Source organism: Arthrobacter sp. T572 (assembly GCF_056780115.1).
Genome location: NZ_JBRAZQ010000002.1, coordinates 4,142,603 through 4,162,779, shown reverse-complemented (window position 1 = coordinate 4,162,779; position 20,177 = coordinate 4,142,603). Strand labels below are relative to the sequence as shown.

Sequence of the window (20,177 nt, the reverse complement as noted above, 5' to 3'; positions counted from 1 at the left end):
TGGCAGCTGTTTGTCGAGCCACCCATGTACATCCCACTTCACAACCCCGAAGCTTAAGGAACGCAATCCGGGGGAGCATCCATGTACAAGGCACCCAGCAAGGAAGCCACGGACACGTGGCTGGACCACGGTTTCTTTGTCCTGGCCGGAGCAGCTGCCGTGTGGCTGGCATTCCTGTTGGCGGGCGAAAGCCTCCAGCTCGGCTGGGGCCAGCTTTGGTCCTGGTTGGTGTTCTGGGCGTTCCTTGCCTACCTGCTTTTGCCGCGCCTCCACCGGATCCTGACCACGATCTATGTGCCGGGCTATTTCATTGGCCGGGCCCGGACCAGCGACGGACTGCTTGGTGATCCCGTCAATGTGGCACTCCTTGGGACCGAACGGCAGATCCACGCCATCATGAACCGTGCCGGCTGGACCATCGCGGACGACGTCACCTTTGCCAGCAGCCGCCGCATCGTCACCTCCACGCTCTTGCGGCAAAGCTACGAGCAGGCTCCGGTCAGTCCGCTGTACCTTTTCGACCGGCAACAGGACTTCGCGTACCAGCAGGAAGTGGACAACAACCCCGGCAAACGGCACCATGTGCGCTTTTGGCGCTGCCCCGAGGGGTGGATGCTCCCTGGTGGACACAAGGTGGATTGGCTTGCGGCCGGAACCTACGACCGCAGCGTCGGCTTCTCCCTGTTCACCCTGCAGATCACGCACAAGATCGAGCAGAATACCGACGTTGAGCGCGACCACATTGTCCGGACAGTGTCCGAGGGCGAGCCTGCGGTCACCGTGCGGGTCATTAAGGACTTCTCCACGGGTTACCACTCGCGGAATGGGGGCGGCGATTCCATCTCCACGGACGGTGACCTTCCCGTTGTCGACGCCCGCTCGGTTCCGGTGTCCGTCCCCAACGCGCCGCAGCAGACGGACAGCCGGGACCGTCGGCCCGCCCCCACGATCGTCGGTGCCGCCCTTGTGGTGGTGAGGGCGCTCGCCGCGCTCGCTTTGGCGGTCACGTTGTTCTCCTCTTCCAGCGAATTAGCCGATGTCACCCTTGGAGACGGTCCGGCGGATGCGCAAACCACGACGGCGGCAGTCACCTTCGTGGGTATCGCCGTCCTGGTGTTCGGCTTGGGTGAGGTGTTCCTGGCATGGCGGATCTTCCTTGGCAGCAATGGTGCGCGCGTGATCGCGATGGGGCTGAGCTCGGTCTCCATCGTGGTCCAGGCCATTGATGCCTCCACCGGAACCACCAGCATCACCCTGGAAGCCGGCCTGGCGGGCTTGGCCACTGACATTCTGGTGCTGCTGGCACTTTCCAGCCAGCGTTCCCGCGTGTACGCCAAACGCCAACGGGTCCCGGCTGTCCCGCCAAACCTCACCCCAAAGCGCCTCGCTTCCTGAGCCGGACTTTGCGCCGCGGGCGCAGGGACCGTAGCCTCACAAGGGTGAATGGGGACACAGAGCAAACATCAGGGCCGACGGCGAACAAGGATCAACGCGGGGGCTCGGCATTCCTGCCTGTGGGCATCGTCTTCGCAGTCCTTGCGGTGGCCATGGCCGTCATCGGAAACCCGGCCTGGATAGCCTTTGCAACCATGGGAGCCACCTTCTTGATCCTAGGATTTAGGGGCCGCGCAAAGAAGCAGCCCACAGACACGCCGCCGGACTAAAACGGAACCGTAAGCGCCGTACTGCCACCACCAACTTTGAAGCCCGGCGCCGTCGAGGTCGCGGGAAAAGTCGGCGTGTCGTCTGGGGAGCCGGGCCAAAGTAGGTGGTGGCGGCACACGGCCCCTGGCCAACCACCCCTAAAACCCCGACGGCGGCACTCAGGTCGAGTGCCGCCGTCGGGCTTCCCGTTGGGTGAGAGAGCGTCGGCTCAACGCGTCGGGAGGTGAGAGAGCGTTCCCCAGAAAGGGGGTTTAGGTGAGAGAGCGTCGGTAGTTGCCCGATGCTCTCTCACCTTGTCCGTGAAGGACACCCTGAAGACGTGGACCGTGCTGGAGACGGTGTTGTCCATTGTGGGCTTCGGGATGGCAGCCCTCCTGTACACCTTCGTGAGGTAGGCGTTCGCGCCTGAGGTGAGTGCCGCCGTCGTACGCTTGTACCGTCGCCACCAACTTTGAACCGAAACGGCCCCGACACGTCCGTCCCAGCGGCGTGTCGGGGCCGTTTGTGCGTCAAAGAAGGTGGTGGCGGTACGCCACGATCCCATGGAAACGCCGGGTATTAAACAAAAAGCTCCGGAGTGCGTTATTGGGGGATACGCACTCCGGAGCAGCCTTTGAGCAGGCGCTTTCGCTGACCTGCAGTCATTACTCTACGTGGGCCGGGACGGCATTGCCACCCACATGAATAAGTACTTTCACTTTAGTTTTTCGGTGGGCTGTCCGGCCGCCTTTTCTGGGGAACGATCAGCACGGGACGGCGTTGATGATGGCTTAGCCACGCGGCCACAGAGCCATTCAACGCCTCGGAAATGCGGTGCCCCAGGCCGGGTTCCGGGGTGCCGACAATGATCATGGAAGCATCGATGTCAGCCGCAAGCCGGCCGAGGGCCCGGGCAGGATCACCGGCCAGCAAACGCAGGGTCCAGTCGGCGGAACCGCCATCCATGGCTTCTCCGATGACCCGTCCCAGATCACCGCGCATGGCGGCAATGTCCTCGTCGTCCTTCTCTGGATGAAGCGACATCCTGTGGGTTTCCCGGGAGGGATCCCATTCAACCAGGTAGCTCGCCTCGTCCACGTATGCGCACACCAAGGGCACGCCGAGTTGCTCGGCCAAGGTCCGGGCGGTTTGCAGGACCTCCACGTGCTGATCCGGCAGGACACCCACCACCAGCGGAATCCGTCCACGGAAATTCTCGGCAGCCATACCTACATTGTTGCGCCGCGGCATGTGCTTGAACAGGCCGCACGCTCACCCAACTAGTACGAAAGTAGTGGTGGGTTAGGCTGCGGTGACCGGGGTGATGGTGACGTTGTAGCCGAGGTTGTTGAGTTGTTTGATGGCGTTGTTCTTGGCTCTGGTTGGGTTGATCCTGTTGAAGTGGTCGGCGCCGGGGTCGGTGTAGCACTCGCCGTTGCGGAGCATGTGCCAGGCCGCTGTGAGGATGGAGTGTTCGATGGCGACGAGGGCTTTGTTGGTTCCGGAACGGGCGGTGATGCGGCGGTATCTCGCGGCGAGGTAGGTGTTTTTGGATCGGGTCGCGGACATGGCCGCGGTGCCGAGTGCTGCTTTGAGGTATTTGTTGCCGGGCATGATGTGGCTGGATTTGATCCTGCCGGCGGATTCGTTGGCGCTGGGGCAGACCCCGGCCCAGGACGCGAGCCGGCCCGGGGTTTCGAACACGCTCATGTCAGCTCCGGTTTCGGCGATGATCACTTCGGCGACTCGTTGGGATACTCCGGGGATGGTGGCCAGGGCTTCCCTGGCCTCACGAAAGGGTTCCATCGCCTCCTCAATCCGTGCCGTGAGGGTATCGATGGTGCGGGTGCGGGCGTCGATCTGGTCCAGGTGCAGTCGTGCCATGAAGGCGTGGTGGGGTTTGAACCTGCCGGTGAGGGCGTCGACCAGTGCCGGGATTTTCGAGCGCAGCATTCCACGGGCCATCCCGGCCAGCACCTCGGGGTTCCGTTCGCCGTTGATGAGGGCTTCGAGCATGTCCCGGGAAGAGACCCCGGTCAGGTCTGAAACCACGGAAGAGAGTTTGATCCCGGAGCTTTCCAGGAACTTCTCCAGCCTTTGGATTTCCCGGGCCCGGTCGCGGGTGGCGATGGCGCGGGCCCGGGTGAGGTCCCGCAGTTCGCGGATGGGTTCGGGCGGCACGAATGATGCCCGCAGCAGCCCGTGCGCGGCCAGTTGGGCCAGCCACGCGGCGTCGGAGACATCGGTTTTGCGTCCCGGGATGTTCCGGGCGACTTTGGCGTTGACCAGCATCACCGGCAGGGTTTCTTCGAACAGGTAGAAGAACGGTTTCCAGTAATCGCTGGTCGCTTCCATCACCACAACAGTGACGTGTTCGCGTTCGAGGAACTCCCGAAGTTCCAGGATCGCGTGCGTGGTCGCGCCCCAGGTTGTGACCTTTGAGGTGTAGGTCCCTGCCCGTTCTCCGGGGACCCGCACGCAGACCTTCGCGTCGCGTTTGGAAATATCCATTCCCGCGGCCCGTTCATGAACAATGTCCATTCCAGCTTCCCTTCAATACATCCAGTTACCGGCGTCGTCTCGGGGAGGACAGGGAGAATATTCAGGAATCTAGTACCCGTGCTTGAAAGCAACAATCCACGGTTCCCGTGGAAGTCCTCCACGCCACGCTGGGTCACGGACTCAAGGCACCAAGTTGGGCCGGCGTTCACCGAGACGAACAATCCCATGATCAACCCGTATGGGCAGAGCCCACCAGAGCCCAGGCGAGCCAACCGCATACTTTCCCGGATCACGGCGCGCCGAAGGCACTCACACGCTGGGTCGCATTTGTGCGCGTTATGAGCGCTCAAAACGCGCACTAATGCGACCTACTTGGGTGAGGGGGGTGGGGCGGGCGGGTCAGGTTTGTTCCAGGTCAGGCTCACCCTGAAGTTGGACGCCGTGCTCGCCGAAGCAATGAACGCACCCGCCTCCGCATGAAGGTCGATCCCGAACTCCACGCTCACCTGGTCCGGCCGGTTTTCCAGGCTCAGCAGTTCATCGATCACACCCTGCACCGCGGGACGGACATGCGCCAGGGCACGCTCGAACGTCTGCTGCGCCCGCGCAAAAACCCCGGAGTGATCCCCGACGTGGTCACCACCCCTGGTCACCAGGCTCCCGGCGGTGCTCGCCACCTCCACGACCACCGTGCCGCCGTCGTGGGTGCTGAACTCCACCAGCCGACTCATGGCGCGGTTCCCGCACCCACAGCCGGCCGCAGGCGCCGGGCATTCACAAAGAACGCAATACCAACACCGCACAGCAGCACCAGATGCAGCAGCAACGGCAACGCCTGCGTCATGTACCAGCTCTCCATGAAAACGCCTTTCCCTTGGATCCAAATGATGGGTTGCAACACCGTGGGCAGCAGCAGGAGCCAGGCCAGGGTCTGCTGCGCCGGATACTTCATGGCCAGCAAACCCGCCCCCAGGCCGAATGCTGCCACCGCGAAACTGCCGTAGACCGTGGCCGCTTCCACCGTGTAGTTGAGCCCCGCCAGCCCGAAGACCCCTTGGGATACCACCAGTCCGGCCATCGCCAGGCGGCCCTGGCCGGTGTTGTCCGGCAGCCCGGCGATGACCAGCAGCAGATACCCGAAGGCAGTAACCACGCCATAGATGATGCGGAGCACGATGTCGCCGCCGACGTCCTGCCAGAAATACGTGTCGAACCAGATGAAGAACACCGCGAAACCTGCGCCAACCGCGCCTGCGGCCGCCAGCACAGCACCGGCCCAGGCCAGCGGGGAAGCGGCCAACTGCGGCGGTTCCTTCCGGACGGCTTCTTTAACGCCCTTAACGCCCGACGGCGGAACTCCCGCGGGTGCCTTGGCTTGGGTTGGTTGCGTGGTGGGGCTGGACGGGCGGGGTTTTCGCGGCGGGAGGTCGATGGCCGTGAAGGATCCACGTTCTTCCTCTCTCTGAGCCGGGGCGGCCCCTTCCGAGTCCTCGGTCTTCCGGAGTTCCGCCCGGGCAGCTGTGGCAAGACCATCCGGGTCGGCAGCCTTCGGATCCACTCCGGCCAGTTCCTGTGCGACGTCCACCACCGCCTCCCACGCACCCAGGGACGAGTGGTAGCGCAGCTCACCCTGAAGGTCGGAAATGCGTTGCCGGCGCTCGCAGTCCCTTTTTCGCTGGGCCGCGTCGGGGAAGGCAGGGTCGTCCTCGACCTGTGCAAAGCCATCTGCGGCAGCCAGCCAGTCCCCGGCCTCCTCGGCTTCCAGCGCCGCACGGTAGGCCATGGTCAGCTCCAGCCGTTTCCGGGCGTTGTCCCTCAAAGCTGCGGCATCCCGGTAGTCCGGCTCGAGGGTCAGGAGGTCCTCCAGCAATTCAAGGGCCGGTTCAAACCGCCGTGCCCGCAACTCCGCTGATGCCTGGACGTAGAGTGCACGCAGCTGGGCACGCTTGCGGGTTTCGGCTGCATCTTGTGCAGGGGCCGGTTGGTCCGCTTCCCGGACGGGGCGCGCCTGCTTGTGCGGGACGTCCTGCCCCGGTGCGAAGGCTGGCTGCCCGGCCAAGGTGCCGGCCGGCGTCGCGGTTTGATCGGTTGGGGTGGGCCGGGCCGGTACGGTGCGTACCGGCGTCGTACCTTCCGCAGAAGCAGCCGCGCGCGGGGTGCCGTTGAGGGTGAACAGTTGCGTGGAACCGCCCCGGACGTAGAGGGCGGGCGTGACCCATTCGAGGGTGCCGTCCGGGCTGGCCATCACTGAGATACGGCCGATCCGTGCGGCCTCATCAACGGTGCGGCCGTTGGCGATGGCTGCGTAAAAGCCGTGGGCGAAGGCGATGGCGGCGTAGTCGCTGATGGCGAACTGCATGGCAGCCACGGCCCCGATACCGCTCCTGACCAGTGATGATGCCGTGCCGGAGAAGAGATCGCTCTGGCCCATCTCCCCTGAAGAGCAGGAGTTAAGGACCACCAGCCGCGGGCGCGGTGCGGCGACGCTGAGGAGGGCCATGAGCCTGACGGCACGCACCATGGCCGCGCGGCCATCCTGGCCGACCAAAGCGATCCTGCCTTCGTCGGTGCGTGAGTCGTAGTCGCCGTGACCCACGAAATGCACCACATGCCACGGTCCGGAAAGCAGCGTGGATTGGATGTCGTCCCACGTGCCGCTCCTGGTCCAGACAAGTTCCACCCGCCCCTCGTCCACAGGACCGGCCAAGGCGCGGCCCAGGTGGTCCTTTTCCGCCTGGACATCCAGGGCAGGGAGGTCGCGGGGCGAGGCGACGATGCCCAGGATCCTCAGTGGGGGAGCAACATCCAGCGGATTCGGATGGTAATCCGGTGCAGGAACGTGGCGCAGCAAGGGTTCGGTCTGACAGAGGTACGTTTCCGTTTCGGGGTCGAACAGCGTCTCCCAGGGCATGGTCGCAAGCTCCGGCGCGGCGAGCCTCAGCACCACGCGAAGCTGCTGGCCGGCGTGCTGGGCCGCGCCGAGGCTGGCCCTGTACGTCCCGTACACCTCGCGGGTAAACAGCGACTGGAAGAGTTGCCGGCCCACGTCCCGGACCGCCACCTCGGCCACCGGCAGCGTCCTCCGGGCCGCGACCGCAGACGCGAGGACCGTGGCCTCCAACTGGGGGAGCCGTTCAATGATCGCGTCGACATCCAGGGTGAAGACGCCGGAGGCGTGGCCTCCCGCCGGCGCACGGACCACGTGCACCGTATATTCACCGCGTGCAGAGCCGGCGCCGATCTCCAGCTCGATGTCACAGTCCATCGCGGGTCCCTTGTAGCGGCCCGTTGCCCGGGCCCTACGTACAGATTGGCCCTGGACCGGGTTGCTTACAAGGGTTTGCCGGGAACTCTTGCTGGTGAATCCGGCCCGTCCTACGGTTAATCCGGGGTGTTGATCCGGGTCTCCAGTGGAAGGTGGCGTGCGATGGAAATCTTCATGTGGTGGCTGGACCTGCCCTTGGCCAGCAAGGAATGGCTGCGCGAGAACCTGCGCGCCGAGGAGCTCCCGCTACAGGTCCTGCAACACATTGCCGAGGCCGGCGGACCCCACCCGGACAGCCTCGGCGGCGGGCTGACGCAGCGGGACTGGGACTTCATCGAGACGCAATCGGAGTTTGTGGACTGATCAGCCCGCCGGCTTCCACCCCAAGGCCGGGCCGAGCTTTTCCGCGATGTCGGTCAGGATCTGCACGTAGTCCTCGTGGTCGAAGCTGAACGGCAGCGCGAAGGCAACCTCGTCGACTTCCTGGAAGCCCTGGTGGGCGTAGAGCTGATCCGCGATTTCCCCGCTGGTGCCAATAAGGTCCTGGGCGAACATCATGCGCTTGGGGCCCTGCGGCGTTGTGGTGCGCGGCGTGCGTTCGTCCACGTAGCGCCGGTACTTTTCTCGCTGCGCATCTGTTGCGGAGTCGGTGGGGATCACCACCAGGCCTTGGGACACGCGACCCTTGTTGCCGGATGCTTCGCGGTAGGCACGGATCTGCGCCTGCTGGACACGGGCGAAGTCCGGCTCCTGCCCTTCTTCGGGGAAGATGACGCTGCTGGAGAGCAGGTTGAAGCCGTTCGCTCCCGCCCAGATGGCTGACTTGAGGCTGCCGGCGCCGTACCACAGGCGGTCCCGGAGACCGGGGGAGTGCGGTTCCACGCGGTTGGAGAACTCCTCCACCACCCCCTGCTTACCGGAGAAGTCCCTGACTTTGTCTCCCGCGACCAGCCGCGCGAACCGTTCCACGCGGGCGTAACTGAAGTCCTCCGTGCCGGCGGTGTCCGGGTAGAGCTCGTGCCTGACGGTGTCGTAATTCATCGGTTCCCCGACGCTGACTCCGGGGTTGATGCGCCCACCGCTCAACAGGTCCACCGTGGCCAGGTCCTCCGCCAGGCGAAGCGGGTTTTCCCAGCCGAGCGGGGTCACCGCCGTGCCCAGCTCAATTCTGGACGTGCGCTGGGTGGCGGCGGCCATCACGGCCACGGGGGACGAAATTCCGAACTGCAGGTGCCGGTGCCGCAGCCAGGCGCTGTCGAACCCGAGCCGCTCCCCGAGTTCGATGACCTCCAGCGTGGACCTGTGGCCTGCCGCCGGGTCAGCGGGATCAAACAGGCCGATAGTGAGGAAGCCAAGCTTGAGGAGCGGCTGGTCGGGCTTGGGCATGCGGATTCCCTTCACGTCTCTGGCGGCGGCTACTGCCCACGATATGCCCACCAGCAGAGCACGACGGCGGGAGGTTACCTTTTGTGATGGGGCTGCGGCTCCGGCGTTCTGGACTGTGTCCTAGTTCAGTGCAGGGGTGTCCTTCGGGATGACGCCCGAGCCATACAGGTCCGTGGCGAGATCCTGCAGGGCACGCAGCGCAACACGCTGGGTGAAAGGTCCGTAGGAAACGCGTGCTACTCCGAGCTGCTGCAGTTCTGCGGCCGGCAGGGCTCCCGGTGCACCGATCACGGAAAGTTTGCCGTGGCCGAGTCCTTCCACCAGCGGTTCGATGACATCACGCGTCAGGGCGCCGGGAACGAAGACCAGCGAGGCTCCGGCATCGAGGAAGGCGCGGCCACGCGCAATGGCGTCGTCGATGCTTTCCTGGATCGGCCGGTCGCCGCCCCTGGCGATGGCGTCGGTACGTGCGTTCAACTGGAAGGGAATGCCTTCATCGTCCGCTGCCTTGACGATGGCCCGCACGCGGGAGACAGCTTCGTCGAAGGGCCGCAAGCGGTCTTCCACATTGGCACCGACCACACCGATCGCAATCGCCCGGCGGATGGTTTCGGCAGGGTCTTCGTAACCGTCGTCGAGGTCTGCGGTGACCGGGAGGTCAACTGCCTTGACGATTCGTTCCACGCCGCCCAGTGCGACATCCAGCGGCATGGTTCCGTCGGCGTAGCCAAACGCCGATGCGATGGAGTGCCCGGCCGTAGCGATTGCCTTGGTTTCCGGGAGGGCGGCAATGGTGGTTGCGCTGACGGCATCCCACACGTTGACCACGCTCAGGATTTCCGGTGCCTCATGAAGGGCCTTCAGTTGTTCTGCGCGGGCTTTGGTACTTGTTTCGGTCATGGTGTTCTCCGTCATCCTCGGTTGGGAGTTGTGCCAAAGCCAGCCTAGACGGCAGGAGCCTTTGCAGGGCAAGGCGGGGTCAGGCGGCGTAACAGGGGTATCAGCGTGGGCCCCTGCAGCAGTGGTCCTGCCGTCTATCCCTTCCTTGGTCTGCTTCCAGTCATGAATCCCGCAACCCTTCAAGAAGGGCTCGGAGGCTGACGTGCAGGTGCCACCAGCATGTGTTTGCTGGTGGCACCTGTATGGCAAGCGCTGCAGGGCCTGTCAGGCTCTGCGTTTCCGCAATCCACGGAGCAGGATGGCTGCGAGGCCTCCTGCCGCCAGTACCCAGGGGGCGCCGACGATGATCGGATCCATCCACTGGTGGCTGAGGTCGGTGCGCTTTTGTCCCACCCGGGAACGGACCCCTCCACGGGTGAACTCACTGAGCACACCCGTCTCGGTAATGGGGTTGTCGGGCCGAAGGGTGGCGAATGAGCGGAGGTGGTGCTCAAACGCGTCAACCCTGTCTGCTGCGACGAGCAGCAGCCAGTGGGCTGCCCGGCCCTCGCTGTACTTGTAGGCGTACTTCCGGATAGCTCCCGAGACTCCGGCCGGAGGCGTGGACGTCCCGAAAACCGGAGGCAGGAAGGCGTGTTCCACCGACCTTTCACGCGGCCATTTTTCCGGCTGGCGTTCCGGGAAATCCCAGCGCGCACCCGTCTCAATGCCGGGTTGTTCGCGGGGGTAGGAGGGGCGGTCAGCGGGGTCGAGGTCGGCGCCCCACCCCGGGATACGGGCCCGCAAAGCCTCTGCGGACTCCTTCAAGCCAGACTTGCTGGCGACGTATGGTGTGGCTGTTTCAGTCAAGGTGCGCTTCCCTTCAGGACTGGCCGGCGACAACCAGCGGCTTGATGATGTTGTCCAGCTTGGCGGAGAACATGTGGTAGCCCTCCGCGATATGTTCAAGCGGAATGCGGTGCGTGACAATGTCGCTCGGCTTCAGGTACCCGTTGCGGACGTGCTCGAAGAGCCGGGGCCATTGACGTTTCACCGGACACTGGTTCATGCGCAGGGTCAGGCCTTTGTTCATGGCGTCGCCAAACTTCACGGCACTGAAAAGCGGACCATAGGCGCCCACCACCGAGACCGTGCCACCCTTCCTTACGGAGTCGATGGCCCAGTTCAGGGCGATGGGAGAGCCGCCCTGGAGCTTGAACTTGCTGCTGGTGACGTGCTGCAGGAAGTTTCCGTCGGCCTCGGCCCCCACGGCGTCAATAACGACGTCGGCACCCAGGAAGTCGGTTTCCTTCTTGAGGTGCACCACGATGTCGCCGTACTCGGTGAAGTTGTACGTCTCGGCGTGGGCGAAGCTGCGTGCCTTCTCCAATCTGTACTCCAGGTGGTCAATGACGATCACCCGTCCCGCGCCCATGAGCCAAGAGGACTTGGCGGCAAAGAGTCCCACTGGGCCGGCGCCGAATACCACTACGGTGTCGCCTTCCACTATGTCCCCAAGCTGGGCGCCGAAGTAGCCGGTGGGCAGGGCGTCGGTCAGCAGGACCGCGTCCTCTTCCTCCATCCATTCGGGAATCTTTGAAGGTCCCACGTCTGCGAATGGTACGCGGACGAACTCGGCCTGGCCGCCGTCGTAACCACCGCAGGTGTGTGAGTAGCCGTAGATGCCGCCCACCGCCGTCGCGTTCGGATTTACGTTGTGGCAGTTCGAGTACAGTCCCCGGGAGCAGAAGTAGCACGAACCGCAGTACACGTTGAACGGCACCATGACCCGGTCGCCTACGGCGAGGTTCTCCACGGACGAGCCCACTTCGTGGACAGTTCCCACGAACTCGTGACCGAAGGTCATGCCAACCCGGGTGTCCGGCATCATGCCGTGGTACAGGTGCAGGTCGGAGCCGCAAATGGCGCCCGCGCTGACCTTGACGATCGCATCGTTCGGATGCTCGATTTTGGGAATGTCCTTCTCTTCGACCCTGACCTTGTATGGGCCGCGATAAACCATTGCTCGCATCAGTACCCCGTTCTGGACATTGCTTGTTCAGACATCTGAAAAGTCCCTCAGACTCCGGCTGGGTGGAGGACAACCTTCGTCCAGCCGTCTTCCCGGCTGTCGAAGTTCCGGTAGCCCTCTGGAGCCTCGTCAAGGCTCAACTCGTGGCTGACGATGAAGGACGGGCTGGCCTTTCCGCCGGCTACGAGGTCCCGCAGTGCGCGGTTGTACTTCTTGACGGGACACTGGCCCGAGCCCATGGTCTGACCCTTGAACCAGTAGTTTCCGTAGTCGAAGGCAACCTGGCCTTGCTTCTCGAGTTCGTCGGGGGAACCCGGATCCTGCGGCAGGAAGACACCCACCACACCCAGGCCGCCCACAAAGCGGACTGAGTCTACGAGCCGGTTCAGGGTTTGGTTGGGGTGTTCGTTGCCTTCGGGATCGTGGGCCTGGTAGCCCACGCATTCGCATCCCCGGTCCGCGCCGAATCCCATGGTCTGGTCCTTGACGAACTCCACAGGATCAACTTCGGCGTCATTGACGGGAATGGCGCCGATCTGTTCGGCCAGCTTCAGCCTGTCTTTCTGGCGGTCCACCACCATGACCTTGCCTGCACCTTTGATGATGGCGGAGTAGGCGGCCATGAGTCCCACCGGTCCGCCGCCGTAAATGACCACGGAGTCGCCCGGGTAGACGCCTGCCATTTCGGTTGCGTGCCAGCCTGTGGGGAAGATGTCTGCGAGCATGACGTAGTCGAGTTCCTTCTCCTCGGCGTCCTCCCCCAGCCGCAGGCAGTTGAAGTCGCCATAGGGAACCCTGAGGTACTCAGCCTGTCCACCCTGGTAGGGACCCATATCCGCGAAACCGTAGGCAGCGCCGGCAAGCTTTGGCTCGGGCTGCATGGTCAGGCAGTAGTTCGTGAAGCCGCGTTCGCAGTTCTTACAGAATCCGCAGGCGATGTTGAAGGGCAGGACAACCCGTTCACCCACTTTGACTTTGCTGACCGCGGGGCCAACCTCAACCACCTCCCCCAGGTTCTCGTGTCCGAAGGAGCGTCCCGGTTCGAAGCTCGTCCTGCCCTCGTACATGTGCAGGTCCGAGCCGCAGATATTGGCCGAGGTGATCCGCACCAATACATCGGCCGGGTGTTCGATCTTGGCATCGGGGATTTCTTCGACGCTGACATCGTTTGGTCCTTTGTAAACTACTGCCTTCACTGTTTCGCTCTCTTCCTTGGTTTATCCCAAGGGCCTTACGTGGCATCCACGAAGCTGTTTGGAGGCGCGCGCCATCAGGCCGCGAAGGAATGTGATACGTAGAGGACCTCGGGTGCCCGGAAGGCGTGAGGCCCAGGATTCAAGACGACTGGCTGCCCCGGCACATTCCCGGTTGCCCAGCTGTTTACAAGGTGAAACCGATCAAGACTTAATAGTAAGGAACCTTATTAACAATGTCGAGGGGTTACGCATATGGATCCGGCGCAACCCCCACCGGCCGCCGGCAACATCCTCCCGCAAGCTATGGAAGCTGCAGGTTGATGCTCGCCGGTTGGACCGATGGGAGCCCCCGTCGAACTACCCCTGGTGCGCTGCCGGTGGCCCTCAGGCCGATGCTGCCGGGAAGCGCTCCCACGCCCGGTGGGCAGCCAGCAGGCCCGTCAACTCTGCCACCACGGCGTCTGCATCCTTTCCCGCAACAACGCCGGGTGCGTCCTGCGGGACACCTGCTGCGGCCAAGGCCGGCGCGGCGCCGTCCAGCGAGGCAATGGCCTTTGCGTGGCGGAAAGCCTCACCAAGGAGCAATCCAGCCCGCGGATCCAAGGTGCCGGCGGGAGCGCCGGCCTTGGCGTCCAAGCCGGGTTCGGCATCGGCAGCCGGCGTGGCGGCCGTGGCCACGATGACGGCGTCGAACTCTGTTGAGCGGGCGGTGAGGTAAGTACGCTGAACGGGGATCCCGCCGTCGTTCTCTGATCCCAGGAAGCCGCCTTCCGGGGCGATAACCAGCGGGACGATGCCCTCTGCGTCCAGGGCTTTCCGTGCCGCGGCCACCGCAGAAAGGTCGCTGTCCTGGTCGGCCAGAATTCCGACAATGCGGCCGGCGACGGGCCAGGTCTTCCCGACCTGCGACAACGCCGGGCTGGGTTCGACCTCCGGCACTTCGACGGTTGCAGACGGCGCCGGGAGGCCGAGGCCCTTGGCTACCGCGGCGCACAATCCAGCGTCCACGTTGGCCAGAGCTGCAAGCTGGCGTTCGCGGATCGACTTCTCGTAGCACTTGCCGAGCTCAAACGTGTAAGCCTGGATCACGTGGTCCTGCTCGATCGGGCTGAGGCTGCGGAAAAACAGCCTGACCTGGCTGTAGTGATCGTCAAACGAAGCCGGGTTCCGGCGCTCCTTGAGGGATGCGGCGAGTTCCTCCGGGACGTCAATGAACGCCCCCACGTCCTGGCCGGCGTGGAAGGGGCAACCGCCGTCGAGGGAGTTGGGGCGGTACGGCGCAACGCCACTGTGGTCTGCCTGCTGGTGCATGCCGTCGCGCAGCATGTCGTTGACCGGAGTCTGCGGCCGGTTAATCGGAATCTGTCCGAAGTTCGGCCCGCCCAGGCGTGAGATCTGGGTGTCCAGGTAGGAAAAAAGGCGTACCTGCAGCAGTGGGTCATTGGTGACGTCGATCCCGGGGACAAGGTGGCCGGGGTGGAATGCCACCTGCTCGGTTTCGGCGAAGTAGTTGGTGGGATTGGCGTTGAGGGTCATGACGCCGATGGGCTGGACCGGCGCCAGTTCCTCCGGCACGAACTTGGTGGGATCCAGCAAATCGATCCCTTCGAACATCTGGTCCTCGGTGTCCGGGAACGTCTGGACCCCCAGCTCCCATTCCGGATAGGCACCGGCCTCGATGGCGTCGGCCAGGTCGCGGCGGTGGAAGTCGGGGTCCATGCCGTTGATGATCTGCGCTTCTTCCCACACCAGCGAGTGGACGCCTTGCTTTGGCTTCCAGTGGAACTTCACCAAAGTGGTGCGGCCCTCGTCGTTGATGAACCGGAAGGTGTGGACGCCGAAGCCTTCCATGGTCCGGTATGAGCGCGGGATTCCACGGTCAGACATGTTCCACATGGTGTGCGCCTGCGCCTCGGTGTGCAGGGAGACGAAGTCCCAGAAGGTGTCGTGGGCACTCTGCGCCTGCGGAATTTCGCGGTCCGGATGCGGCTTGGCGGCATGCACGACATCGGGGAACTTGATGCCGTCCTGGATGAAGAAGACGGGAATGTTGTTGCCTACCAGGTCATAGGTTCCCTCGTCCGTGTAGAACTTCGTCGAAAAGCCGCGGGTATCACGGACCGTATCCGCTGAACCGCGGGAGCCGAGGACGGTGGAGAATCGGACGAAGACGGGAGTTTCGACATCCTTGGCCAGGAACCCTGCCGTGGTGATGTTGGCGGCCGTCCCGTAGGAGCGGAAAACTCCGTGGGCTCCCGCGCCGCGGGCATGCACCACACGCTCCGGGATGCGCTCGTGGTCGAAGTGGGTGATCTTTTCCCGGAGGTGGTGGTCCTGCAACAGAATGGGACCGCGCGCACCTGCCTTCAGCGAGTGGTCGGTGTCGCGAAGGCGGAGACCCTGGGCTGTTGTCAGGTACTGGCCTGACTGGGCGCGGGAGGTGGCGGGGGCTCCCGTGGGCGTACCGGTCGGGGAAGCCGCCTCGGGTCCGCGCTGATCCTGCTTGGGCGGCAAGGGTTCCCTGGGTGTCGTGGGTTCTTCCAGGCTGGCCGGTTCGCTTCCCGGCACGCCTGGAATGTCGATGCTGTTCTTCTTTTCCGCCATGAATTTCTCCTCAGGATGGGCAAAACCAGCAGTATTCGACCGATGGCCGAAATGCTAAGCATACTTAGCATGCTCTGCACCCTAGGGAAGATTCTTCAACTCCACAAATTTTGCCCGGAATCCGGACCGGGCATACGCGACAGGAAACCAAGCCCCGTACTCCTCATCCGTCACGTGCGCCAGCCGCGTCACCACGTGGCCGTTCCCATGCTGTGGATCCGGGATGGATGCCCACCCGCATGGGAGGAGCAGGCGCCCCCGACGATCTCCGGCTGGGACACCTCACGCAAGCCTGGCTTGCAGCCGGCTCAGGGCCGGAACGCACGGAACCGGCCAGTACTGGTACCACCGGAAAACCCGGGAACCGCACCCGTCGGTCCACGATCATCGCTTTCAGGACGCGCTGCTTGCCTCGCTGTCCGAACACACGGGAAGCGCCATCCGTTGAACCACGACGGCGGATGGTCACCCAGGCGACCATCCGCCGTCGGGCGTTTCTAGCCGATGCGGGACGCGTCCGTGAGCCGGTGGAACCACCGGTCGTGATAGACCAGCGGGTCGGCTGTGCCGGGCTGGCCGAGGATCTCCAGTACCTCTGCGGCCAACAGGATGGACGTACCCACCGGCACACGGTGCGTGATCCGGCAACGCAACGCCCACGGTGCTGCCCGGAGCAGCGGCTCACCCGTGGGCAGCGTGGCCCAGTCCATGGCCGTGGTGAAGCGCTCTGTACCTGGCTTGGAGAAGGTCTTCACGAGGTCCAACTGTCCGGCGTCCATCATGTGGACCACCACTGTTTCGGCCTGGATCAATTGCTCGGCCGACCTGCTCCCGGACAGGGAGAAGGAAAGCGCCGGCGGCTCGGCGGACACCGATGCTACGGAGGAGGCAGTGAGCCCCACAGGCCCCACTTCACTGGCCGCGGTCACTATGGCAACGCCGGCAGGATGTGAGCGGAAGGCGTTGCGGAAAAGGTGGTGTGTTGTGTCGGCCGGGGCGCTGGAGAGGGGCATAACCTGTGCTTTCGTTGCGGGCCCAGGATTTTCGGGGCCCTTACAACCCTAAAACCTCAACATTTGTTGAAGTCCAATCGAGGCAGGCCGGTCGTTGGTTCCCGGCGCCACGCCGTCCCCTCTCCTTGGAAATCATGCATCCACGGTTGACGATTCCTTTCGTCCTGTATTGGGAAGGAGGAGGAGGCACACAATGCTGATGGCGGCCGTCACGGCCAGATAGAAGGCTACTGGATCAGTGCTTTTCCCGTTGGCCGCAAAGAGCGCTGTGGCAATGACTGGTGCTAGCCCTCCGCCGAGCACGTTGCCCAGCTGGTAGCCCAGGGAGATTCCGCTGTAGCGGACGCCGGTGCCGAAGAGCTCGGCGAAGAAGGCAGCCATGGGACCGTGGATCGCGGCGGATCCGCTGTAGGCCACCACGATCGCCGCAACAATGATGCCCGGATTCGCGGTACGGATCAGCGGGAACAACGCAAAGGCAAAACTGACCAGGAACACGCCGCCCAGCAGCATCACCGGTTTACGGCCGATCCGGTCCGAAAGAGCGGCCCAGGCAGGTACTGTAACGACCTGCAGCAGCAGGCCAAGCATCGAAGCGTTGAGCAGCAATGTCCGTGGCAGACCCAGCTCCTGCGTGCCGTAACTGAGGAGGAAGGTGAAGACGATGTACACGAACGTCGAGTATCCGATCAGTGCTCCGGTGGACAGCAGGATCGCCTTTGGCTGGTCACGGATGACCTGGACGATGGGCAGTTTTGCCGGTTTCGCCGCTTTGGCCTTCAGGAAAGCCGGTGTCTCCTCAATGCCGAACCGGACCAGCAGCCCAATGGCGCCTATGACGATGCTCGCGAGGAAGGGCATTCGCCAACCCCAACCCATGAATTCTTCCTTCGGCAGACCGCCAAGCAGCGCGAAGGCTCCGGTCGCCAGCAGTGCACCAATGGATACGCCCAGAATGGTCCAGCTTCCGTAGAACCCTTTCTTTCCGGAAGGCGCGTGCTCAATCGCGATCAGTGCGGCACCTGCGAATTCGCCGCCTGCCGCGAATCCTTGAAGGAGGCGGAGGAGCACCAAAGCTATGGGCGCCCAGATGCCGATCTGGGCGTAGGTAGGAAGTGCGCCGATGAGAACAGTGCAGGCACCCATGACGATGAGGGTGAGGAGCAGCATCTTCTTGCGCCCCAGCTTGTCGCCGAAATGCCCGATAACGATTCCACCCAAGGGACGTGCGATGAAGCCTGTTGCAAACGTCGCCAGAGACAACAGTGTGCCGATCAGTGGGTCCGTGGCCGGAAAGAAGACCACGTTGAAGACAGTGGATGCCGCGATGGCATACGCGAGGAAATCGTAGTATTCGATGGCTGTACCGGCGCATGACGCTGTGGCCAGTTTGACGAGTGATGGGCGGGACTCCGGCTTGTGGTCCGGCGCAGCCTCGTGGGAGATCATTTCCTTCACAGTTCACCTCGTTGTTTGTCAGGCGTCCGCGGCGTCGTTGCCGGGGCGGAGTGGATAGTGACTAACCGAAGACCAGGCCGGGTCGCTGTTCCATGGCTTGTTGCAGGCTGCCGAGGACGGAGCCGGCCATTTCCGTGCCGGAGACGCCTTTCATCGGCTGCTCCTTGATGATGTGGAGACGTGACCCGTCGGCTCCTGCGGCGCTTGTTTCCAGGCGTCCCACGGTTGCGTCCGGGTCGCTGACCAGCCGGGCACGGCAGTGATCCAGTCCCACCGTCGCCAGCGCATAGGTCACCATGGCGTTGACGTTCCTTGGGTACAGAGCGGCGATTCCCCGCACGGGTCCGTCGTACAGGACCATCCGCCTCTCCGCGTGCTTAGGTGCCGGCTCAAGGCTGGAGGGGGACTTCACAAATTCGATGGTGGCTGAGTCCCATTGCTGGGAGAGATGGCTTTCAACACCCACCAGCGCTCCGTGCGGCAGGATCAATCTGGTCCCGTGCTCTGTTGCCGTTTCAGCGAGGGCCAACCGCACGTCGTCGTCCACCAGGGCGCCGCACGACAGGACCATGAGGTCCGATGTCCTGAGGATCCGCGCCCCGTATTCCTTGACCACCTCCGGATGGGCTGCCTCAACCACCAAGTCGGTTTCCCGGAGTTCATCATTGGTTGCCCTCGTGGTTGTGGCGATGCCGGAGCCGAGGGAGCGCGCCTGAACGAAGGTCAGCTGGTGGCTCGCAGTTTGCAAAACATAGGACGCGATGCTGGTTGCTATTCCGCCGCCGCCAAGTACGCCGATTCGCGCCACAACCAACTCCTGATCATTGATGGGTTTGCCGCCCGATGATGGCCGGTGTTGATCAATGTAGCTCTAAGCTCCGCATGAAGGAATAGCTTGAAATAGTATTCCTTTATGCGGAATTTTGGGATGATGCTCCTATGAGCGACACCTTGCAGTCAGTCCAGCAGGCCCTTCGGATCCTCGATACGCTTCAAACCCGGTCAGAGCTCGGCGTTACTGACGTGGCCCGGGAACTCGGGTGTGCCATGTCCACGGCGCATCGACTCATTTCCACGTTGGCCGAGGCCGGCTACGTACAGAGAGCCACCACCGGGAAGAAATACAGGCTTGGTCCAGCCATGCTGGGTGCCAATGATGCCGCGGCCATTGAGCATTGCATCGAAAAGGCTCAACCCCATATGGAGAGCTTGCGGGACTCATCCGGTGAGACCGTCCAGCTGGCCGTGTTGCACAAGGCATCGATTCGCTTCGTTGCCGGCGTCGAATCCCGAAATATCATGCGCGTGACCAGCCGCGTGGGGATGTTGATGCCTGCCCATGCCACGGCATCCGGCAAACTCCTGCTGTCCCTGAAGGATGACGCCGAAGTGGCTCAGTTGTATCCGGACGGCCTGCCCTTGCCGCTGACACCGGCGGGTGCGACGTCGATGGAAGCGCTTATGCGCTCGATCCATGATGCCCGCGAAGGCGGATTCGGGCAGAGCCTCAACGAAGTGGAAACGGGCGTAGCCGCGCTCGCGGTTGCGGTGAATCGTCCGAAGGGGCGGGTTCTCTGCGCGCTCACGGTGAGCGGTCCGTCGGCGCGTTTCGAGTTGGATGGGCCGGCAGGGACTTCGCGTCGGGACTGGCTCTTGGAAGAACTCCGGACCCAAGCCGGGAGGATCGCCGTGGACCTGACCTTTTAGGCCCAGTGATTTCGGCAATCCGTCCAAATAGCCCTAAACGGTTGCCTTTGTGCGGCGGCGGGCGGTTGGGTTGGGGGGCGGAGATATCGCCCGCCCAGGATACGACCCGGGCGGGCGACATCTTTGAATGCTTGACAGGGAATTGTTCGAGTATTCAGGGGCTGGGCGATGCAGCGGGAGACCTGGCCGGACTGGCTGTCCCCAGAGCAAGTTGCCACTTCGCGTCGAACCAATCGAGTTCGAACGAGGCTGCATCTCCTTCGGCATCTGTAGCGGTGACAATGTAATTGTCTGGAGCCCCGTGATGCTCCCGGTATTCCACCGAGTATGAAGAGCTCAACCGGCCAACTTGGACGATCAGGGCATCTGCTGCGGCGTCCCGTTCCTGCATTTCCGACAGAGCGAGGTCGAGCAGTTCTTGCCTGTCGCCGTTCCGGGCGGCCTTGATGACTTTCTCCGTTGTAGCATCACGCATTTTCATATCGGGCTCA

General features: G+C 63.5%; 18 protein-coding genes. 4 read left to right on the top strand and 14 right to left on the bottom strand.

Annotated elements, in window-relative coordinates:
* Positions 1-81: 81 nt before the first annotated feature.
* Positions 82-1,395, top strand: coding sequence for an LssY C-terminal domain-containing protein (locus ACUYMZ_RS20485; protein WP_442423197.1), 1,314 nt, complete (start codon positions 82-84; stop codon positions 1,393-1,395).
* Between the two features lie 569 nt (positions 1,396-1,964).
* Complete coding sequence (locus tag ACUYMZ_RS20480; RefSeq protein WP_426004897.1) at positions 1,965-2,060, top strand: hypothetical protein; 96 nt, start codon at positions 1,965-1,967, stop codon at positions 2,058-2,060.
* 304 nt (positions 2,061-2,364) lie between these two features.
* On the opposite strand, the gene ACUYMZ_RS20475 is transcribed toward ACUYMZ_RS20480, so the two are convergent.
* The 4 genes from ACUYMZ_RS20475 to ACUYMZ_RS20460 all read right to left on the bottom strand — a co-directional run bounded on the left by ACUYMZ_RS20475 (position 2,365) and on the right by ACUYMZ_RS20460 (position 7,411).
* Complete coding sequence (locus ACUYMZ_RS20475) at positions 2,365-2,871, bottom strand: universal stress protein (RefSeq protein ID WP_426004896.1); 507 nt, start codon at positions 2,869-2,871, stop codon at positions 2,365-2,367.
* 75 nt (positions 2,872-2,946) lie between these two features.
* Positions 2,947-4,185 (bottom strand): IS110 family RNA-guided transposase, encoded by a 1,239-nt coding sequence (locus ACUYMZ_RS20470; protein WP_481602290.1) that lies wholly within the window; start codon positions 4,183-4,185, stop codon positions 2,947-2,949.
* A 329-nt stretch (positions 4,186-4,514) separates the two neighbouring features.
* On the bottom strand, positions 4,515-4,877 hold the full coding sequence (locus ACUYMZ_RS20465) for a CU044_2847 family protein (RefSeq protein ID WP_426004894.1): 363 nt from the start codon (positions 4,875-4,877) through the stop codon (positions 4,515-4,517).
* The gene (locus tag ACUYMZ_RS20460) at positions 4,874-7,411 is read right to left on the bottom strand and encodes a CHAT domain-containing protein (protein WP_481605701.1); all 2,538 of its coding nucleotides are present in this window, start codon (positions 7,409-7,411) and stop codon (positions 4,874-4,876) included. Before ACUYMZ_RS20460 ends, ACUYMZ_RS20465 begins: the two co-directional genes overlap by 4 nt.
* A 162-nt stretch (positions 7,412-7,573) precedes the next feature.
* Between ACUYMZ_RS20460 and ACUYMZ_RS20455 the strand changes: the two genes are divergently transcribed.
* The gene (locus ACUYMZ_RS20455) at positions 7,574-7,774 is read left to right on the top strand and encodes a hypothetical protein (protein ID WP_481605699.1); all 201 of its coding nucleotides are present in this window, start codon (positions 7,574-7,576) and stop codon (positions 7,772-7,774) included.
* Here the strand turns inward: ACUYMZ_RS20455 and ACUYMZ_RS20450 are convergent, their stop codons facing one another.
* The 9 genes from ACUYMZ_RS20450 to ACUYMZ_RS20410 all read right to left on the bottom strand — a co-directional run bounded on the left by ACUYMZ_RS20450 (position 7,775) and on the right by ACUYMZ_RS20410 (position 18,787).
* Complete coding sequence (locus ACUYMZ_RS20450; protein ID WP_442423193.1) at positions 7,775-8,797, bottom strand: LLM class flavin-dependent oxidoreductase; 1,023 nt, start codon at positions 8,795-8,797, stop codon at positions 7,775-7,777.
* 120 nt (positions 8,798-8,917) lie between these two features.
* On the bottom strand, positions 8,918-9,697 hold the full coding sequence (locus ACUYMZ_RS20445) for an isocitrate lyase/PEP mutase family protein (RefSeq protein ID WP_481605696.1): 780 nt from the start codon (positions 9,695-9,697) through the stop codon (positions 8,918-8,920).
* A gap of 264 nt (positions 9,698-9,961) precedes the next feature.
* Positions 9,962-10,546 carry a hypothetical protein gene (locus tag ACUYMZ_RS20440; protein WP_426004889.1) on the bottom strand — a complete coding sequence of 195 codons (585 nt, stop codon included), beginning with the start codon at positions 10,544-10,546 and terminating at the stop codon, positions 9,962-9,964.
* A 13-nt stretch (positions 10,547-10,559) separates the two neighbouring features.
* Positions 10,560-11,708, bottom strand: coding sequence for a zinc-dependent alcohol dehydrogenase (locus tag ACUYMZ_RS20435; protein WP_426004888.1), 1,149 nt, complete (start codon positions 11,706-11,708; stop codon positions 10,560-10,562).
* A 47-nt stretch (positions 11,709-11,755) separates the two neighbouring features.
* On the bottom strand, positions 11,756-12,904 hold the full coding sequence (locus ACUYMZ_RS20430; RefSeq protein ID WP_426004887.1) for a glutathione-independent formaldehyde dehydrogenase: 1,149 nt from the start codon (positions 12,902-12,904) through the stop codon (positions 11,756-11,758).
* A 384-nt stretch (positions 12,905-13,288) separates the two neighbouring features.
* A complete protein-coding gene (locus ACUYMZ_RS20425) occupies positions 13,289-15,508 on the bottom strand; it encodes a catalase (protein ID WP_481605693.1) in 2,220 nt (739 codons plus the stop codon).
* Between the two features lie 497 nt (positions 15,509-16,005).
* Positions 16,006-16,521 (bottom strand): flavin reductase family protein, encoded by a 516-nt coding sequence (locus ACUYMZ_RS20420; RefSeq protein ID WP_481605691.1) that lies wholly within the window; start codon positions 16,519-16,521, stop codon positions 16,006-16,008.
* A 132-nt stretch (positions 16,522-16,653) separates the two neighbouring features.
* Positions 16,654-17,970, bottom strand: a complete 1,317-nt coding sequence (locus tag ACUYMZ_RS20415) for an MFS transporter (RefSeq protein ID WP_481605689.1) — start codon at positions 17,968-17,970, stop codon at positions 16,654-16,656.
* Positions 17,971-18,040: 70 nt separating this feature from the next.
* Complete coding sequence (locus ACUYMZ_RS20410; protein WP_481605687.1) at positions 18,041-18,787, bottom strand: aspartate dehydrogenase domain-containing protein; 747 nt, start codon at positions 18,785-18,787, stop codon at positions 18,041-18,043.
* A gap of 131 nt (positions 18,788-18,918) precedes the next feature.
* On the opposite strand from ACUYMZ_RS20410, the gene ACUYMZ_RS20405 reads away from it, so the two are divergent.
* Positions 18,919-19,686 (top strand): IclR family transcriptional regulator, encoded by a 768-nt coding sequence (locus ACUYMZ_RS20405; protein WP_481605685.1) that lies wholly within the window; start codon positions 18,919-18,921, stop codon positions 19,684-19,686.
* Between the two features lie 154 nt (positions 19,687-19,840).
* Here the strand turns inward: ACUYMZ_RS20405 and ACUYMZ_RS20400 are convergent, their stop codons facing one another.
* Positions 19,841-20,161, bottom strand: coding sequence for a hypothetical protein (locus ACUYMZ_RS20400; RefSeq protein WP_481605683.1), 321 nt, complete (start codon positions 20,159-20,161; stop codon positions 19,841-19,843).
* Positions 20,162-20,177: the final 16 nt, after the last annotated feature.

Excerpts from the sequence above, each read along its gene's own strand:
- ACUYMZ_RS20485 (WP_442423197.1), top strand. The coding sequence starts at position 82 with ATGTACAAGGCACCCAGCAAGGAAGCCACGGACACGTGGCTGGACCAC.
- ACUYMZ_RS20475 (WP_426004896.1), bottom strand. The coding sequence starts at position 2,871 with ATGGCTGCCGAGAATTTCCGTGGACGGATTCCGCTGGTGGTGGGTGTC.
- ACUYMZ_RS20470 (WP_481602290.1), bottom strand. The coding sequence starts at position 4,185 with ATGGACATTGTTCATGAACGGGCCGCGGGAATGGATATTTCCAAACGC.
- ACUYMZ_RS20465 (WP_426004894.1), bottom strand. The coding sequence starts at position 4,877 with ATGAGTCGGCTGGTGGAGTTCAGCACCCACGACGGCGGCACGGTGGTC.
- ACUYMZ_RS20460 (WP_481605701.1), bottom strand. The coding sequence starts at position 7,411 with ATGGACTGTGACATCGAGCTGGAGATCGGCGCCGGCTCTGCACGCGGT.
- ACUYMZ_RS20455 (WP_481605699.1), top strand. The coding sequence starts at position 7,574 with ATGGAAATCTTCATGTGGTGGCTGGACCTGCCCTTGGCCAGCAAGGAA.
- ACUYMZ_RS20450 (WP_442423193.1), bottom strand. The coding sequence starts at position 8,797 with ATGCCCAAGCCCGACCAGCCGCTCCTCAAGCTTGGCTTCCTCACTATC.
- ACUYMZ_RS20445 (WP_481605696.1), bottom strand. The coding sequence starts at position 9,697 with ATGACCGAAACAAGTACCAAAGCCCGCGCAGAACAACTGAAGGCCCTT.
- ACUYMZ_RS20435 (WP_426004888.1), bottom strand. The coding sequence starts at position 11,708 with ATGCGAGCAATGGTTTATCGCGGCCCATACAAGGTCAGGGTCGAAGAG.
- ACUYMZ_RS20425 (WP_481605693.1), bottom strand. The coding sequence starts at position 15,508 with ATGGCGGAAAAGAAGAACAGCATCGACATTCCAGGCGTGCCGGGAAGC.
- ACUYMZ_RS20420 (WP_481605691.1), bottom strand. The coding sequence starts at position 16,521 with ATGCCCCTCTCCAGCGCCCCGGCCGACACAACACACCACCTTTTCCGC.
- ACUYMZ_RS20415 (WP_481605689.1), bottom strand. The coding sequence starts at position 17,970 with ATGATCTCCCACGAGGCTGCGCCGGACCACAAGCCGGAGTCCCGCCCA.
- ACUYMZ_RS20405 (WP_481605685.1), top strand. The coding sequence starts at position 18,919 with ATGAGCGACACCTTGCAGTCAGTCCAGCAGGCCCTTCGGATCCTCGAT.
- ACUYMZ_RS20400 (WP_481605683.1), bottom strand. The coding sequence starts at position 20,161 with ATGCGTGATGCTACAACGGAGAAAGTCATCAAGGCCGCCCGGAACGGC.